16 protein-coding genes are annotated in these 14,743 nt (G+C 55.8%); 9 read left to right on the top strand and 7 right to left on the bottom strand.

Annotation, left to right across the window (positions count from 1 at the left end; all coding sequences use genetic code 11):
- The first annotated feature begins 48 nt into the window (after positions 1-48).
- Positions 49-2,241, top strand: coding sequence for an HD domain-containing protein (locus WC903_03235; GenBank protein MFA5892960.1), 2,193 nt, complete (start codon positions 49-51; stop codon positions 2,239-2,241).
- On the opposite strand, the gene polA is transcribed toward WC903_03235, so the two are convergent.
- From polA to WC903_03220, 3 genes are read right to left on the bottom strand one after another with little or no spacing between them, the layout of a single operon-like run.
- The gene (polA, locus tag WC903_03230; protein ID MFA5892959.1) at positions 2,238-4,964 is read right to left on the bottom strand and encodes a DNA polymerase I; all 2,727 of its coding nucleotides are present in this window, start codon (positions 4,962-4,964) and stop codon (positions 2,238-2,240) included. The genes WC903_03235 and polA overlap by 4 nt on opposite strands.
- A 10-nt stretch (positions 4,965-4,974) precedes the next feature.
- Positions 4,975-5,112, bottom strand: coding sequence for a hypothetical protein (locus WC903_03225; protein ID MFA5892958.1), 138 nt, complete (start codon positions 5,110-5,112; stop codon positions 4,975-4,977).
- On the bottom strand, positions 5,105-5,371 hold the full coding sequence (locus WC903_03220; GenBank protein ID MFA5892957.1) for a hypothetical protein: 267 nt from the start codon (positions 5,369-5,371) through the stop codon (positions 5,105-5,107). The genes WC903_03225 and WC903_03220 overlap by 8 nt, the downstream gene beginning before the upstream one ends.
- A 200-nt stretch (positions 5,372-5,571) precedes the next feature.
- Here WC903_03220 and WC903_03215 point away from each other — a divergent pair, with 200 nt between their 5' ends.
- On the top strand, positions 5,572-6,069 hold the full coding sequence (locus tag WC903_03215; GenBank protein ID MFA5892956.1) for a hypothetical protein: 498 nt from the start codon (positions 5,572-5,574) through the stop codon (positions 6,067-6,069).
- Position 6,070: 1 nt separating this feature from the next.
- On the opposite strand, the gene tsf is transcribed toward WC903_03215, so the two are convergent.
- The 4 genes from tsf to WC903_03195 all read right to left on the bottom strand — a co-directional run bounded on the left by tsf (position 6,071) and on the right by WC903_03195 (position 8,966).
- Positions 6,071-6,670, bottom strand: a complete 600-nt coding sequence (gene tsf / locus WC903_03210; protein MFA5892955.1) for a translation elongation factor Ts — start codon at positions 6,668-6,670, stop codon at positions 6,071-6,073.
- Positions 6,670-7,521 carry a 30S ribosomal protein S2 gene (gene rpsB / locus WC903_03205; protein MFA5892954.1) on the bottom strand — a complete coding sequence of 284 codons (852 nt, stop codon included), beginning with the start codon at positions 7,519-7,521 and terminating at the stop codon, positions 6,670-6,672. Before rpsB ends, tsf begins: the two co-directional genes overlap by 1 nt.
- Positions 7,522-7,599: 78 nt before the next feature.
- Positions 7,600-8,514, bottom strand: coding sequence for a PorV/PorQ family protein (locus tag WC903_03200; GenBank protein ID MFA5892953.1), 915 nt, complete (start codon positions 8,512-8,514; stop codon positions 7,600-7,602).
- A 119-nt stretch (positions 8,515-8,633) separates the two neighbouring features.
- Entirely contained in the window at positions 8,634-8,966 is a 333-nt protein-coding gene (locus WC903_03195; protein ID MFA5892952.1) for a T9SS type A sorting domain-containing protein, read from the bottom strand.
- 29 nt (positions 8,967-8,995) lie between these two features.
- Here WC903_03195 and WC903_03190 point away from each other — a divergent pair, with 29 nt between their 5' ends.
- From WC903_03190 to WC903_03160, 7 genes are read left to right on the top strand one after another with little or no spacing between them, the layout of a single operon-like run.
- On the top strand, positions 8,996-9,676 hold the full coding sequence (locus tag WC903_03190) for a YggS family pyridoxal phosphate-dependent enzyme (GenBank protein ID MFA5892951.1): 681 nt from the start codon (positions 8,996-8,998) through the stop codon (positions 9,674-9,676).
- A 6-nt stretch (positions 9,677-9,682) separates the two neighbouring features.
- Positions 9,683-10,123: a cell division protein SepF gene (locus WC903_03185; protein MFA5892950.1), complete on the top strand. Its 441-nt coding sequence runs from the start codon at positions 9,683-9,685 to the stop codon at positions 10,121-10,123.
- Positions 10,120-10,923 (top strand): pyrroline-5-carboxylate reductase, encoded by an 804-nt coding sequence (proC, locus tag WC903_03180; GenBank protein MFA5892949.1) that lies wholly within the window; start codon positions 10,120-10,122, stop codon positions 10,921-10,923. The genes WC903_03185 and proC overlap by 4 nt, the downstream gene beginning before the upstream one ends.
- Positions 10,911-11,174: a YggT family protein gene (locus WC903_03175; GenBank protein MFA5892948.1), complete on the top strand. Its 264-nt coding sequence runs from the start codon at positions 10,911-10,913 to the stop codon at positions 11,172-11,174. The genes proC and WC903_03175 overlap by 13 nt, the downstream gene beginning before the upstream one ends.
- Positions 11,175-11,185: 11 nt before the next feature.
- Complete coding sequence (locus WC903_03170; GenBank protein MFA5892947.1) at positions 11,186-12,106, top strand: PfkB family carbohydrate kinase; 921 nt, start codon at positions 11,186-11,188, stop codon at positions 12,104-12,106.
- 17 nt (positions 12,107-12,123) lie between these two features.
- Positions 12,124-12,774 (top strand): class II aldolase/adducin family protein, encoded by a 651-nt coding sequence (locus WC903_03165; GenBank protein MFA5892946.1) that lies wholly within the window; start codon positions 12,124-12,126, stop codon positions 12,772-12,774.
- Positions 12,771-14,723 (top strand): bifunctional (p)ppGpp synthetase/guanosine-3',5'-bis(diphosphate) 3'-pyrophosphohydrolase, encoded by a 1,953-nt coding sequence (locus WC903_03160; protein MFA5892945.1) that lies wholly within the window; start codon positions 12,771-12,773, stop codon positions 14,721-14,723. Before WC903_03165 ends, WC903_03160 begins: the two co-directional genes overlap by 4 nt.
- Positions 14,724-14,743 lie beyond the last annotated feature (20 nt).

Genomic DNA, 14,743 nt, shown 5'->3' with positions numbered 1-14,743 from the left:
TTCCCCTCCTAGCAAGCGATGAAATAGAGGAAGCTAAGGCTTCAATACATGAAAGTACAATCCGCGAATTATAATTATTTATTGGCGCAAAACTCCGGACTGCCGGCCGGCGGCGCCTCAGCGCTGGTCTCGCGCCGATCCGTCAAACTCAAATGTTTTCCCCATTGGTTCAGATTATTGAATGCCAATTTGGGGGGCAAAGAATTATCGGTCATGAGCAAATGCCATCACAGTTGCTCCCAACAGCTTTTGTCCTTGAAAGAAAAATTTTCGGCGGAGGAAAGCCGATTGATCGATCAGGCGTTTGATCTGGCCTGGCGGGCTCATTACGGCCAATTTCGTTTGAGCAATGAGCCGTACGTTACCCATGCGCTGGCAACGGCGCAAATCGTAAAAGAGTGGGGATTAGGCGCGGAAGAAATGGCGGCCGCTCTTTGCCACGACGTGGTCGAAGACGGATTATTGAACGGCAATAAGATCAATAAGGAATATGTCGCCGATCTTTTGGGAGAAAGGGTGGCCGATTTAGTTGACGGTATCACCGAACTGGGCAAAGAACCGGATTATTCCGGCTCCAAACCCTCCAAGGATTATATCTTCGGTAAATTGCTCGAAGCCGCCCGCAAAGACCCGTCGGTCCTGATCATTAAATTTGCCGATCGTTTGCATAATATGCGCACCCTGGCCTACGCCAAAAGTGAATCGGCGAGGAAAAAGGCGGCGGAAACCCTCTACATCTACAGCCGCATTGCCGATATCTTAGGGATGTGGGCCTTGAAAAGAGATCTTGAGGAGCTGGCTTTCGAATATCTGGAGCCGGAACGTTATCGGGAAATTAAAACTTGTCGCGAGGTGATAATCAAGCAAAGCAAAAAGAGAGTTCAAGAGATAACCGACGATCTAAGAAAAAACTTCTCGCCGATCGGGGTGAAAATCAATTGTGAGCGCCGGGGTGTTTACGAACTCTGCCAAAGGGCCGAATTGAAAAATAAGACATTGGCGGATATCTCTGCCGATGATGTCTGGCGGGTCAACGTGATCGTGCCGGAAAAACCGGTCTATTCTGCGATCGAAACCTCTAACTGCCATTTGGCGATGAGCGCGATCCACAAGTTATTTCATCCCGCCAAAGACCATAAAATTGAGGACCATATTTACGAGGCCTGCCCGAACGGCCACCGTTTTCTCCATACCTATGTCAAAGTCGAAGAATTCGGCTGTTTGTTGGTCCAGATAAGAGACCGGCAAATGTATCGTGAGTATCAGGGCGGGGTCCTGGCTTATATCAAAGGGGCGCCGGACTGGAAGAAGATAAACCTGATCTGGCTGGATTCTTTAATAAGACACTTAAGCAGTGAATACGGCGTAAAAGATAAAGACTTAGGCGAAATATTCGCGGCAGAAAGCGTGCCCATTACCGTTTATACTCATAAAAGAAACACCCCGGTCCAATTGCCCAGGGGGGCTAGCGTTCTTGATTTTGCTTTTCGTTTATTTGACAAGAAAGCTCTGTCCGCCGTCGGCGCCAAGGTTAACGGCCATACAGGGATACCCTTATCGCGTGTTCTAAAAGATGGGGATATTGTTCATGTTGATTTTTATCAGAGAGCACAGCCTGGGCTCGAGTGGTTGGAATGGGTGCGCACGCCTGAAGCAGTCGACGAGTTGAAGAGATATTACGCCTCACTTGGTGAGGGGACTTTACTCTCTCTGGCGGCTGTTTATTTAAACGGTAAACTAGAAAAATATCATTTATCGGCGGCTGAACTGCTTGCGTCCGGGTTTTTCGGTGATTTTCTCGCTCGACACGGGCTGCGTGAACCGGCAGAATTTTTGCAAAAGTTGGGCAGGGGTGAAATTAAAAATGCGGATAAATTCCTGGCCGAAGCCATAAAAGAACTGCAGGCCCAATTTGCCGGCCCGCAAGCGCCAAGGGTCAGACAGCCTTTCCTAATAATTGCCGAGAGCCGGCAGGGCTTGCTCGATAAAATTGCCAACCCGATGAAAGATATCGCCAATATTTCCGTCGGATTTTTCCATGAATATGAAGCTAACGGTAAAAAAATGGCGGCGATGACGATATACGTGGAATGCGCCGATTCCCCGGCCGGGGAACTTCAATTGCGGCGGATCAGGAATATAATCGACAAAACACCGGGAGTGACGAAGTGCACCAGCGACCAGGCACAGATCGGGACCAGTGTTCATTATTTTGTCGAGTACATAAAAAAAGGCAACTAACCTTTAGCTTCCGCCCAGTTGGCACCGTAACCCAGGTCGACCTTGATCGGCACGTCAAGCTTTAGCGCCCCGCTCATCTCTGCTTCGACCAGCTGCTTGACCTGTTCAATTTCCTCGGCCGGACATTCAAAGACCAATTCGTCATGGACTTGGAGAACCAATCGTGATTCGTGGTTCGTGATTCGTAATTTATTGTGAATATTTACCATGGCGAGCTTGATCAGGTCGGCGGCTGTCCCCTGGACCGGCGTGTTGGCCGCCATCCGTTCCGCCGCCTGGCGCAAACCGCCGTGAGGGCTGTTGAGATCGGGGAGGGGGCGCCGGCGGCCGAGGAGGGTGGTGACCGCCTCGCTCTCCTTGGCCTCTGCGATCGTCCGCGCGATAAAGTCGCGCACCCCGGCGTATCTCGAGAAATACTTTTCTATATATTTGGCCGCTTCGGTCCGTTTGATCCCGAGCTGTTTGGCCAGGCCAAAATCGGAGAGGCCGTAGATCACGCCGAAGTTGACAGTCTTCGCGGCGTCGCGGGAGATGCCGAGCTCGTCGGCGGTCGCCTGATGGATGTCGCTGTCTTCCCGGAAAGCCCGGAGGAGGGCCGGGTCCTGGCTCAAATGGGCCAGAACGCGGAGCTCGATCTGGGAGTAGTCGGCGGCCAGGAGCTGCCAGTTCTTTTTCCCGGGGATAAAAGCGGAGCGGATCCGCTCTCCCCAGGGCCCTTTGACCGGGATATTCTGGAGATTGGGTTCGGAACTGGAGAGCCGGCCGGTTGAGGTCATCGTCTGGTTAAAGGACGAATGGATCCGGCCGGTCTTCGGGTTGACCAGGGTTGGCAGGACGTCGATATAGGTATTCTTCAGTTTGCTTAACTGCCGGTAGGTGATCAGTTTTTCGGCGATCTCGAACTTTTGCCCGGCCAACCCTTCCAGTACTTCAACGTCGGTTGAGGGCCCGGTCTTGGTCCGCTTGGTCACCGGGAGCATTAATTTGCTGAAGAGGATATTGGCTAGTTGCTTGGGGGAGTTAAGGTTGAAGACTTCGCCGGCAATGGCGAAGATGTGGCGTTCGAGGTCATGCAATTCCTTGGCCATCTCCGCCGAGTAAGCGGCGAGCTTGGCGGAATCGATCGAGATGCCGGTCTCTTCCAAGTCGATCAGGACGGCGAGGAGGGGCATTTCGACTTCAGTGAATAATTTGTCCATCTTTTGGATTTTGAGGGCGAGCCGGAAGATCTCGTAGAGGCCAAAAGTCGCTTCGGCGTCGCTAGCGGCATAATCGGTTGCCAGGTCGATCGGCACTTCGGAAAAATCCTTATACTTTTCATCCTGGCCGATCAGCTCCAGCAGTTTGATCATCTCCCGGCCGAGAAATTGTTTGGCCAGGTGCTTGAGCGAGTACTTGCCGGAGACCGGATCGAGGAGATAGGCGGCGACCATGGTGTCGAAGCAGGGGCCGGCCACTTTTATCCCATGGTTGTTCAGGACTTTTATATCGTATTTCAGGTTATGGCCGATCTTGAGCTGGTCGGAGAGAAATAACGGTCGGAGCTTTTCTAGGACGGAATGTAGGGACAACCCTTGTGGTTGTCCGTTCAAGACAGGGACTGTCCCTACATTGGTTTTATGACCTAGGGGTACATAAAAAGCCGCCTTGGACTCGATCGAGAACGAGATACCGACGATCTCGGCGGTAAAAGTGTCGAGACTGGTCGTTTCCAGGTCGAAAGCGAAGGCGTCCGCTTTGGCCAGGGCCTGGAGCAGTCCGGCCAGCGCTGGTTCGTCGGTCACCGCCTGGAAGTTGAGCTTGGCGATCGCTTCGCGTTTGCGCTCGACTGTGGCTTGTTCCGTCCCCCGGCTATGTTTTTTGACCAGGCTGTTGAATTCAAGCTCTTCGAAGAGCGGGAGGATCTTGGGCCAGTCAATTTCACCGCGCCGGGCCAAGGTAAAGTCGATCTCGAGCGGGACATCGGTCACGATCGTCCCGAGCCGGCGGCTTAGATCGGCCAGCGGCCGGTTATTCTTCAGGGTTTCATGCAAGGCCGGTTTCTTGATCTCGTCAAGATGCTCGTAGATCCCTTCCAGCGTCTTGTATTCACGCAGAAGGTCGCCGGCGGTCTTTTCCCCGATCTTGGGGACGCCGGGGATATTATCGGAAGCGTCCCCTTTAAGCGCTTTGAAGTCGATCAGCTGGTCGGGGCGGAGACCGTAGCGTTCCTCGACCTCCAGCGGGCCGTAGAGGACGGTATCGGTGATCCCTTTCCGAGTGGTCAGGACCTTGATATGATCGTTGACGAGCTGAAGCCCGTCCAGATCGCCGGAGACGATGACGACGTCATGCCCCTGTTTTTCCGCCTCTTTAGCCAGCGTGCCGATGACATCGTCGGCTTCAAACCCGGCCAGTTCGTAGATGGGGATATTGAAGGCGGTCGCGACTTTTTTAATGTAGGGGATCTGTTCGTAGAGGGTCGGCGGCGCTTTCTCGCGGGTCGCTTTATATTCTTTATACTCTTTATGGCGGAAGGTCGGCTCCGGCCGGTCGAACGAGATGGCGACAAAGTCCGGCTTATCGTCTAAAACCTTCAGGAGCATGTTGGTAAAACCGTAGATGGCGTTGGTCGTCAACCCGGCGGCGTTGCGCATGGTGTCGGGCAGGGCGTAGAAGGCCCGATAGGCGAGCGAATTGCCGTCGATCAGGACGATCTTTGATTTGCCGGCGTTTGAGGTCATTTGTTGCCGCTCACAATTCCTTTAGAAAATTCGCGGCTGAAACGATTTTAACCCTTCGATATTCTTTTAGATCAAGCAAGTCTTTATCGGCGAAAGGATTGATCAGGGCGCGCAGGAAGACATTGGTGTCGAGGACCGCCTTAAGCATGTTCTTTTCTGACTTCTGTTATTGCCCTTTTGAGGTCAGAATCGATTTTCTTTGCGGAGAATTTGCTGGACTGTTTTCTCGTCTCGCCAAATAAAAGGTAAAGTTTCTTTACCCAACCCGGCTTCTTTTTCTGCTCGAGGAATTTGCTTTCCTTGCTTACCCACAGCCACTTTACAAAATCAAGCGCCTCCTGCTTTTTTGCCGAAGAGAGATCTTGAAAAAAATCTAATAAATTCCTTGTTTTAACGTCTTTTCCCATGCTACTCACCATCCTTCATGTTAAACATTCTATCACATTACAAGACATCTTGACAAAGCCTAAGTAACGGTCGTGCGAGAGCGGGCAGGGCGTAGAAGGCCCGATAGGCGAGGAGATGAACATAAACTGAGTGAAATTATTCTCGGAAGGTACGGATAAATATTTGTCAGGATCAATAAGCAATACAGGGGGAAATAATCATGGCTTTAGAAATTACAGCGGGAAAAATTACAACGGCAAGCAGAATATGGAAGTGTAATCCTTTCAAGCAGATCGAGGGGCTCTGGGCCGGCAGTAAGGAATTAGCCGGGAAAACATTATATTTGTGTTTGGGCTCACGCCAGTTTATTTCGATGCCGGAAGGGAACAAGATCACGCCGCAGACGGCCAGGGTTACTGTTCTTGGTTTTAGCATTGATATGCTTCACAACGTCGAATTTGAGGGTGGAAAAAGGCTTGATTCCCCGGCCGCGATCAGCTTGGCCGCCGCCTTAGACAACGCTTTGCCACGCCCAACCATGCGACCAATTTGGAGAATTGAATTTTCTCAAGATGCGAGCGCGGTCAGGGATTTTTTCCGGATAGTTTGCAGATCGGAACTGTTTTTCAACAAAGCCGTTATAACGGGCTGTAAAATTGAATTTATGCATGACGAGAGATTATCTCCGCCCAAGAAAATGTTGGTATTCGCGGACTAAATTAAGATTTTTCGCCCAGCTGGAATCTGGTAAATCTTCTGATAACGACATTCTCGCCGATCTTGGCCGACAGGCCGCCCAAGAGGTCTTTGATCGCGACCTTGGGGTCTCTGATAAATGGTTGGTCGAGCAGGCAGACCTCGGAATAGAACTTCTCTAACCGTCCTTCGGCGATCTTCTCGAGCGCTTTTTCCGGCTTCCCTTCGGTCTTGGCCTGGCTGGTGATGATCTCTTTCTCGTGGTCGACGATCCCATCCGGCACTTCATCGCGGGTGACGTATTGCGGATTCGACGCGGCGATCTGCAGGCAGAGATCCTTGACGAATGCCTGGAAATCGGCGCTGCGGGCGACGAAATCGGTCTCGCAATTGACCTCGATCAGGACGCCGAGCTTGCCGCCGACATGAATATAGGATTCGACCAGCCCTTCCGCGGCGACGCGTCCCGCCCGGCGGGCGATGGCGGCCAGTCCCTTTTTGCGCAGGAGGTCGATGGCGGCCTCAAACTCACCGTTGGTCTCGCCCAGCGCGGCCTTGCAATCCATCATGCCGCAGCCGGTCTTCTCGCGGAGCTGTTTGATCATCTCGGCGGTGACCGGCATTAGAAGCCGGTCCTTTTGGCGGCCGGTTCTTCTTCTTCCTCTTTGGGGACGATGACCCCGGCCAGCACGGTCTCTTCCAGGTGTTGTTCCATGGTCAGCGCTTCGGTCTCTTCGACTTCCAGCGGGGCGGCGATCTCTTCGCCCCCTTCGGCCGAGGCTTCGACCGGTTTGGCGATCTCGCGGCCGGCGATCACGGCGGAAGCGATGATGCTGGTGATCAGCTTGATCGAGCGGATGGCGTCGTCATTGGCCGGGATGGGGTAGTCGATCCCATCCGGGTCGGTATTGGTGTCGACGATGGCGACGACCGGGATGCCGAGCCGCTGGGCCTCTTTCAGGGCGGTCTGCTCCTTGATCAGGTCGACGATAAAGACGGCCGACGGGAGCTGGACCATCAGGCGGATGCCGCCGAGGCCGCGGACCAGCTTGCGGTGCTCGCGGTCCATCAGGACGACCTCTTTCTTTGGCAGGCGGTCGCAGGTCCCGTCCTCGCGCATCTTTTCGATGTCGTTGAGGCGGGCGATGTTCTTTTTCAGGGTCTTGAAGTTGGTCAGGGTGCCGCCCATCCAGCGCTGGTTGACGTAGAACATGCCGCAGCGTTTGGTCTCTTCCTCGATCGCTTCCTGGGCCTGTTTCTTGGTCCCGACGAAGAGGATCGTTCCCTGGGCGGAGACGTTCTTGACGAATTCGTAGGCTTTTTCGATCAGCGGGATGCTCTTGTGCAGGTCAATGACGTGGATCCCGTTCCGGGCCGAATAGATATACCGCTGCATCTTGGGGTTCCAACGCTTGCTCTGGTGGCCGAAATGGACCCCGGCCTCGAGCAGTTCCTTCATAGTAACGACAGGCATCAAATTCCTCCTATTATTTTACGTGAATTGGCAGTCAGAAATGATATTTTACCACAGCGAAGAAAAGTTTGCAACCACCTACCGCCGGGCGAGAAAGGTCTCGGCCGGGCCCTCCGGCGGCCAGCCGCGCTCGTTGAAAGAGAGCGAGAGGTACTTGGCCAGCCGGGTGTAGGCGAAATGGCAGGCGAGCCCGGCGAAATTCAGGGAGAGCCCGGCGGTCATTTCTTCCCCGTCGAAGCCGCCGCGCAGCGTCAAGGCTTGGTTGGGGGCAAGCTCGGCCCCCAGATGGGTGGAGAGGGGTTGGCTTGTTTGCAAGGCAAAATTGAGGTCGGCCAGCACCGCCAGGTTGACCGGGGCCGGGACCGCCGAGTTGAAGCTATCGCCAAACAACTGCATCCGTCCCCCCGCTTTGACGACCTGGGGGAGGGGTTCGCTCGCGCCGTTCTGGTAAGCGACCCGGTTAGAGCTCAAAATATTCTCCGCCACCAGGCCGAGCGACAGCCAGTCGAGCCCGTGTTGCAGCAGGCCGACGTCAAGGTTCCAGCCGTGCCCGTCGCCGTTGTTGTTCTCCGTCCCGTCCAGCGCGTAATATTTTAAGTTCAGGCCGAAGGCGAGCTCGGGGAGGAGCTTCTTGCCGTAAGAACCGACGAGGAGAGCGTCACCGTAATTGGCCTTCCCCTGGAGAGTGCCGGCCGTGTCGCGGAGTTCGATCCCGCTGACGTAGGCGCCGGCAAAACCGAGCCCGAGCGCTCCCTGCTGGCCGAGAGGGTAGAGGCCGGCCAACTGGGTAAAAGTGACATCATCGAGGACGTTTCCTGCCTGGCTGCTGAAGTTAAACTGGTCGATCTCGCCCAGGCCAGCCGGGTTATTGAAGATCGTTTCCGCCCCTTCCGCCAGGGCGGCGCCGGTCCCGCCCATCCCCAGCGACCGGGCGCCGATTGCCAGCCCTGCTGGGTCAAACGCCGTTTGGGCCCAGCAGGGAACCTCCAACATCAAACATCCAACCTCAAAACAAATCACAAATAACAATTTCCAGTATCCAAACGTTTTGGATTTGATATTTGGGATTTGAGACTTGTTTTGAAGTTTGAAGTTGGAGGTTTGAGGTTCCATCAATGGTTGATGACCCATATTTTACCTTTGCCGAGGGTTGACTTGCTGGCCGCGTCGACCAGGCGATAGAGATAAACGCCGTTGCCGACCAGTTCGTTCCCCTGGCTGAACCCGTCCCAGGTCGTCCGATTGGCCGCGCCGGTCTGGAGGGTGAAAGTTTGCTTCCTGACCAGCCTGGCCGCCATATCATATATATATAGTGAGGTGGTGAGGTTGGTTTCGGAGGTCGCCTCGAAAGTGACCACTCCTCCTCCTTTGGGGTTGCAGGGATTGGGATAATTAATGACGGTGACGGCGAGGAGGAACACGGCCAGCCAGCTGAACTTTTTCATCTCTTCATTATGCTATAATCTCGACCAGAGTGTCAATCAAGGAGAACCTCGAATTTGTTCGGGAAAGGATCGCCGCCGCGGCCCGGCGGGCCAACCGCTCTCCGGATGAGATCAAGCTGGTTGCCGTGACCAAAACCGTCCCACTGCCGCTGATCGCCGAAGCGATCGCGGCCGGTATCACCGACTGCGGTGAGAACCGGGTCCAAGAGGCGCTCGCCAAGCTGGCGGCTTTTCCCCAAGTCAACTGGCACCTGATCGGACATTTACAGCGGAATAAGGTTAAGGACGTAGTTGGAAAGTTTTCCTTGATTCACTCTGTTGATTCGGAGAGGTTGGGGAGGGAACTTGGAGCACGGAACACGGAACTTGGAACTCAGGGTAAAGTGCTGATCGAAGTCAATGTTTCCGGGGAGAAGACGAAATACGGGGTGGCGCCGGAGGAGCTCTTTCCTCTCTTGCAAGTGGTTGGCGGATTTGCTAGCATTCAAGTCGAGGGATTGATGACCATGGCGCCGATCGTCTCTGATCCTTCGCTGGCCCGGCCATATTTTGCCCGCTTAAGAGAATTGAGCGAAAAGGCCAACGATCTGCGCCTGCCCAATGTCACGATGAAGTATTTGTCGATGGGGATGACCGATGATTTTGAGGTCGCGGTGGAAGAGGGGGCGAACCTGGTCCGGATCGGCCGCGCAATCTTCGCGAAGGAGTGAAATATAATGGTAGACAGCATCCTAAGAAGGGCAAAACAGTTCATCGGTCTCGAAGCGGAAACGGAAGAGGCCCCGACCGGCCAACAGCTTGATATCGGTGCCATCCTTAAGGGGAAGAGAGACGCCAACCGGGCGAGCGAAGGCGGCAACGAGATCATGGTCTACGAGCCGAAGATCTACGAAGATTCCCTCAGTATTTCGACCAACCTGCGCACCGGCTCGCCGGTTATCGTCAATCTCAAGCATCTCGATCCCGCCGAAGGGACCCGTCTGATCGACTTTGTCTGCGGCACCGCTTACGCCATTGACGGGCACATGATGAAGATCGGCGAATCGATCTTCCTCTTTACCCCGAGCTCGATCGCCATCACTTCCTCGGAAGAACGCGTTTCGCTGGGCGAAGAGGTCGAGGGCCGGGCAAAACGGGATTCCTTCTTTTCGCGGTGAAGATCGCTTTTATCGGCGGCGGGCGGATGGCCGAAGCCCTGATCCGGGGCCTGTTGACCGCGAAATTAACCGCTCCTTCCGACCTTAAAGTTTCCGATACCGATCCAAAGCGGCGGGAACATCTGAAAAAAACCTATCTCGTCTCGACCTACGACGATAACCAGGCGGCGGCCGGCGCGGCCGAAGTCATCATCCTGGCGGTCAAGCCGCAAGTCTTGCCGGAAGTGGCCGCTAAATTGGCGCTCCAACCGGACCAGCTCCTGATCTCGCTGGCGGCCGGCATAAATTTAACTTATTTACAAAAAAAGTTCCCCGGCGTCCCGGTCATCCGGACGATGCCGAACAACCCGGCCCTGGCCCAGGCGGGCATTACCGCGCTGGTCGCCGGCGGCCAAGTCAAAGCGCCGGGTTTAAAGTTAGCCCGGCAGATCTTCGGGGTGGTGGGAGATGTAGTCGAAGTCGAAGAAAAACATATGGACGCCGTGACCGGTCTGTCGGGCTCGGGCCCGGCTTTTATCTATCTGGTCCTTGAAGCCATGATCGAAGCGGGGGTCGAGCTTGGCCTCGACGGACCGACCGCGACAAAACTGGCCACCCAAACGGTCCTCGGTTCGGCCAAAACGATGATCAGCAGCCAAAAGAGCGCCCGCGAATTGCGGGAGATGGTCGCTTCTCCCGGCGGGACGACGATCGAGGGATTGGCCGAGTTGGAAAAGGGACAAGTTAAACAAGCGTTCCGCGCCGCGGTCATTGCCGCGGCCCGGAAGTCAAAGGTGTTGGCAGCACGATGGGCTACCTGATCCTGGCGATCAATTTAATTTTCACGTTCTTTTATGTTATACTGGTGGCACGGTCGATCTTGCCGCGGCTGCCGCGTTATCGGAACAAATGGCCAGCCCGGGCGCTCTACGACTTGACCGACCCATGGCTTAATGTTATCAGGCTCGGCCTGCCGCCCGAGAAGATCGGTTTTGACGCGGCGCCGTTCATCGGTCTCATACTGCTCTGGTTGCTCCAGGGTTTTATAGTCAATTACCTGCTGGGAGGTTAACTTTTTTGTCCGTGTTAGTCTTAGGGACGATCGCCCTTGATTCGATCAAGACACCATTTGGCGAAAAAAAAGAGATCCTGGGCGGTTCGGCCGTCTACGCGGCGGTCGCGGCCAGTTTTTTTGCCAAGACCCATTTAAGCGGGCCGGTCGGCGCCGATTTTCCGGCGGAACATGTCCGCTGGCTGGAATCACGCGGGATCGACCTGACCGCCCTGCAACATTTGTCCGGGCCGACTTTCCGCTGGGGCGGTTATTACGAATTTGACATGAACCAGGCGCACACGACCGAGACGCACCTGAACGTCTTGAGCCAATTCGCGCCGGTCATCCCGGAGCATTTGAAGAAGACGCCGTACGTTTTTCTGGCGAACCTCGACCCAGAGCTGCAGCTTAAGGTCATCAGCCAACTCGAGCGGCCGAAGCTGCTGGTTGCCGATACGATGAACTTTTGGATCGAGAGCAAAAGGGACGCCTTGCACGAAGTGATCAAAAAAGTCGATTTCATGGTGATGAACGACGGGGAGATCCGCCAGTTCATGGAGACGCCAAATATCCCCTTAGCGGCGCGGCGGCTGATCCGTCTCGGTTGCAAAGGGGTGATCGTCAAAAAAGGGGAGCATGGCGCCCTGCTCTTTACCGAGTCGGCCCATTTTTCGGCGCCGTCGTATCCGCAAGAGTTGTTGCGCGACCCGACCGGGGCGGGGGACACTTTCGGCGGGGCGTTCATCGGTTATCTGGCCAAGACCGGCGACCTGACGGAGCAAAATATCCGCCAGGCGGTGGTTATCGGCTCGGTCATGGCTTCGTTCAATATCGAGGACTTCAGCCTGGAGCGGATGAAACGGCTGAAGATGAAAGAGATCGTCGCGCGTTTTGAGGAGATCCGGCGGGGCGCCGAGTTTGCCCAACTGGCCGAAATGTCCTGGGGTTAATTTAAGGAGGAAAAGAGATGTTAGACGAGTTCAAACGGATCGGTTGTTTTTTGTTCCAAGAGGGGTTGGTCGATTCCCACGGCGGCAACATGAGCACCCGCCAGGAAGACAAGATCTATATCACCCGCCGCGACACCATGCTCGGCGACCTGCGGGAAGGGGACATCATTGAAGTCGGCCTCGAGCCGGGAGAATCGGACAAGCAGGCTTCCCGCGAGCTGCCGACCCACCGCGCCATTTATCGCGCGACCGGAGCGAAAGCGATCGTCCACGCCCATCCGACCCGGGCGATCGCCGTTTCCATCACCGACAACAAGATCATCCCCCAGGATGCCGAAGGGCTCCATGTTTTCCGCTCGGCGGCGATAGTGCGCGTTCACAATCCGATCGGTTCCGATGAGGTCGGCCGTCTTCTTCCCACGTTCCTGCAAGGATCGAGCGTCGTGGCCGTGGTCAAAGGGCACGGCAGTTTCGCCATTGGCCAGGACCTGGAAGAAGCCTACAAATATACCTCCTGCCTGGAGCAGTCGTGCAAGGTGTTGGTGGCGATCCGTTCTTCCGGCGGCGCCCGCCCGCCGGCGCCCAGAGAGCGGATCCAGCCGGACCGCCCGCGTTCCGCTATTCCACCCGGGATCGGGGTCATGGACCGCAGCCGTTATCGGCGATGAAAGAGCTGCTCGACAAGATCAGGCAGTCCAATCCTAACGCCGATCTTGACCTGGTCGAGCGGGCGTACACTTTTGCCGCCCAGGCCCACCGCGAGCACCGCCGTCTCTCCGGCGATCCCTATATCACCCATCCTTTTGCCGTAGCCAACATTCTGGCCGACCTCGAGTTGGACCCGAAGACGATCGCCGCCTCTTTACTCCACGATGTGATCGAGGACGCGGGGATCACTCGTGAGGAGCTGGCCGAGCTCTTTGGCGACGAGGTCGCCAAGCTGGTCGAAGGGGTGACCAAACTTAGCCAGCTTAGTTTTGTCAGCCGGGAAGAGCGGCAGGCGGAGAATTTCCGCAAGATGTTCGTTGCCATGGGGGAAGATTTCCGGATCATCGTCATCAAGCTGGCCGACCGCCTGCACAACATGCGCACCCTGCAATTCCTCTCGCCTGCCAAGCAGGTTGAGATCGCCCTGGAGACGCAGGAGATCTTTGCCCCGCTCGCCCACCGGATGGGGATGTGGCGCCTTAAATGGCAGCTGGAGGACCTCTCTTTCCAGTATCTCGAGCCGGATAAATACGAGCTGATCAAACAGAAAGTGGCGGAGAGCCGGGGGAATCGGGAAGATTTCATTGCCGCTTTCATCGAGGAGATCAAGGCGTTGCTGGACACAGGGAAGATCAAGGCCGAGGTCAACGGCCGGGCCAAACATTTTTACAGCATTTACCGCAAAATGGAGGACCAGCGCCTGGAGTTCGAGGAGATCTACGACCTGACGGCGATCCGCATCATTTGCGACAACGTTAAGGATTGTTATAACATCCTTGGCCTGGTCCACGACGCCTGGAAGCCGATCCCGGGGCGTTTCCGCGACTATATCGCCATGCAGAAATCGAACGGCTACCAGTCGCTCCATACTACCGTCTTTTCTTCGTCGCGCCGGCCGGTCGAGATCCAGATCAGGACCCGCGAGATGCATCGGGTCGCGGAATACGGCGTGGCCGCCCACTGGCGCTACAAGGAAGGGACGACCGACCGGGTCCTCGACCAGAAGATGGCCTGGTTCCGCCAGATGATCGAATGGCAGAGCGAGCTGAAGGATGCCCGCGATTTCATGGAGGGGCTCAAGATCGACCTGGCGGCCGAAGAAGTTTTCGTTTTCACCCCGAAAGGGGAGGTCATCGGCCTGCCGGCTGGGGCGACCAGTGTTGATTTTGCCTACCGCGTCCATACCGAGGTTGGCCACCGCTGTGCCGGCGCCAAGGTCAACGGCCGGATCGTCCCGCTGGACCATCAGCTAAGCAACGGCGATATTGTCGAGGTCATTACCGGCAAGAAGGACAACCCGAGCCTGGGCTGGTTGAGCTTTGTCAAGACGACCGGCGCCCGGGTCAAGATCAAGAACTGGCTGAAGCGCCAGCGGGGAGAAACGAAACCGGGGACGCCGCCAGCCGTGGCGGCCGAAGAGGTTAAAGCCGCGCCGCCGGTCGTGGTCAGCCGGCCGAGGGTCCGGGCCAAAGTGGCGATCAAGGTCTCCGGTCTGGACAATGTTCTGGTCCGCTTCTCCAAGTGTTGCCACCCGATCCCGGGCGAAGAGATCATCGGCCTGGTCACGATCGGCCGCGGCATCGCCATTCACCGCTATAACTGCCGCAACATCGTCAAAGCGGATATCCCGGCCGAGCGCCGGGTGAAAGTGGAGTGGAACCCGGCCGCAAAGCAGCTCTTTCCGGTTGAGATCGAGATCGAAGCTTTTGACCGGGTCGGCGTTTTTAAGGATATCTTAACCCAGGTCTCCGAGACCGGGACCAACATTTCCGCCGCCAAGGTCACGACCAAGCGGGGGACCTCGGCCATCATGCGCCTCATGGTCGACGTGGAAAACCTCGAACACTTGGCCCGGGTGGCGGCCGCCATCCGCCTGGTCGCCGATGTTTATAATGTGTTGAGAAAATGATCCTCCAAAGCCCCTGTTTC

It is taken from the genome of Candidatus Margulisiibacteriota bacterium (assembly GCA_041658645.1).
Taxonomy (GTDB): domain Bacteria; phylum Margulisbacteria; class WOR-1; order O2-12-FULL-45-9; family XYB2-FULL-48-7; genus JBAZZV01.
This window is presented reverse-complemented; position numbering and strand designations above follow the sequence as displayed.

Excerpts from the sequence above, each read along its gene's own strand:
- WC903_03235 (MFA5892960.1), top strand. The coding sequence starts at position 49 with ATGAAAGTACAATCCGCGAATTATAATTATTTATTGGCGCAAAACTCC.
- polA (MFA5892959.1), bottom strand. The coding sequence starts at position 4,964 with ATGACCTCAAACGCCGGCAAATCAAAGATCGTCCTGATCGACGGCAAT.
- WC903_03225 (MFA5892958.1), bottom strand. The coding sequence starts at position 5,112 with ATGCTTAAGGCGGTCCTCGACACCAATGTCTTCCTGCGCGCCCTGATC.
- WC903_03220 (MFA5892957.1), bottom strand. The coding sequence starts at position 5,371 with ATGGGAAAAGACGTTAAAACAAGGAATTTATTAGATTTTTTTCAAGAT.
- WC903_03215 (MFA5892956.1), top strand. The coding sequence starts at position 5,572 with ATGGCTTTAGAAATTACAGCGGGAAAAATTACAACGGCAAGCAGAATA.
- tsf (MFA5892955.1), bottom strand. The coding sequence starts at position 6,670 with ATGCCGGTCACCGCCGAGATGATCAAACAGCTCCGCGAGAAGACCGGC.
- rpsB (MFA5892954.1), bottom strand. The coding sequence starts at position 7,521 with ATGCCTGTCGTTACTATGAAGGAACTGCTCGAGGCCGGGGTCCATTTC.
- WC903_03200 (MFA5892953.1), bottom strand. The coding sequence starts at position 8,514 with ATGTTGGAGGTTCCCTGCTGGGCCCAAACGGCGTTTGACCCAGCAGGG.
- WC903_03195 (MFA5892952.1), bottom strand. The coding sequence starts at position 8,966 with ATGAAAAAGTTCAGCTGGCTGGCCGTGTTCCTCCTCGCCGTCACCGTC.
- WC903_03185 (MFA5892950.1), top strand. The coding sequence starts at position 9,683 with ATGGTAGACAGCATCCTAAGAAGGGCAAAACAGTTCATCGGTCTCGAA.
- WC903_03175 (MFA5892948.1), top strand. The coding sequence starts at position 10,911 with ATGGGCTACCTGATCCTGGCGATCAATTTAATTTTCACGTTCTTTTAT.
- WC903_03165 (MFA5892946.1), top strand. The coding sequence starts at position 12,124 with ATGTTAGACGAGTTCAAACGGATCGGTTGTTTTTTGTTCCAAGAGGGG.
- WC903_03160 (MFA5892945.1), top strand. The coding sequence starts at position 12,771 with ATGAAAGAGCTGCTCGACAAGATCAGGCAGTCCAATCCTAACGCCGAT.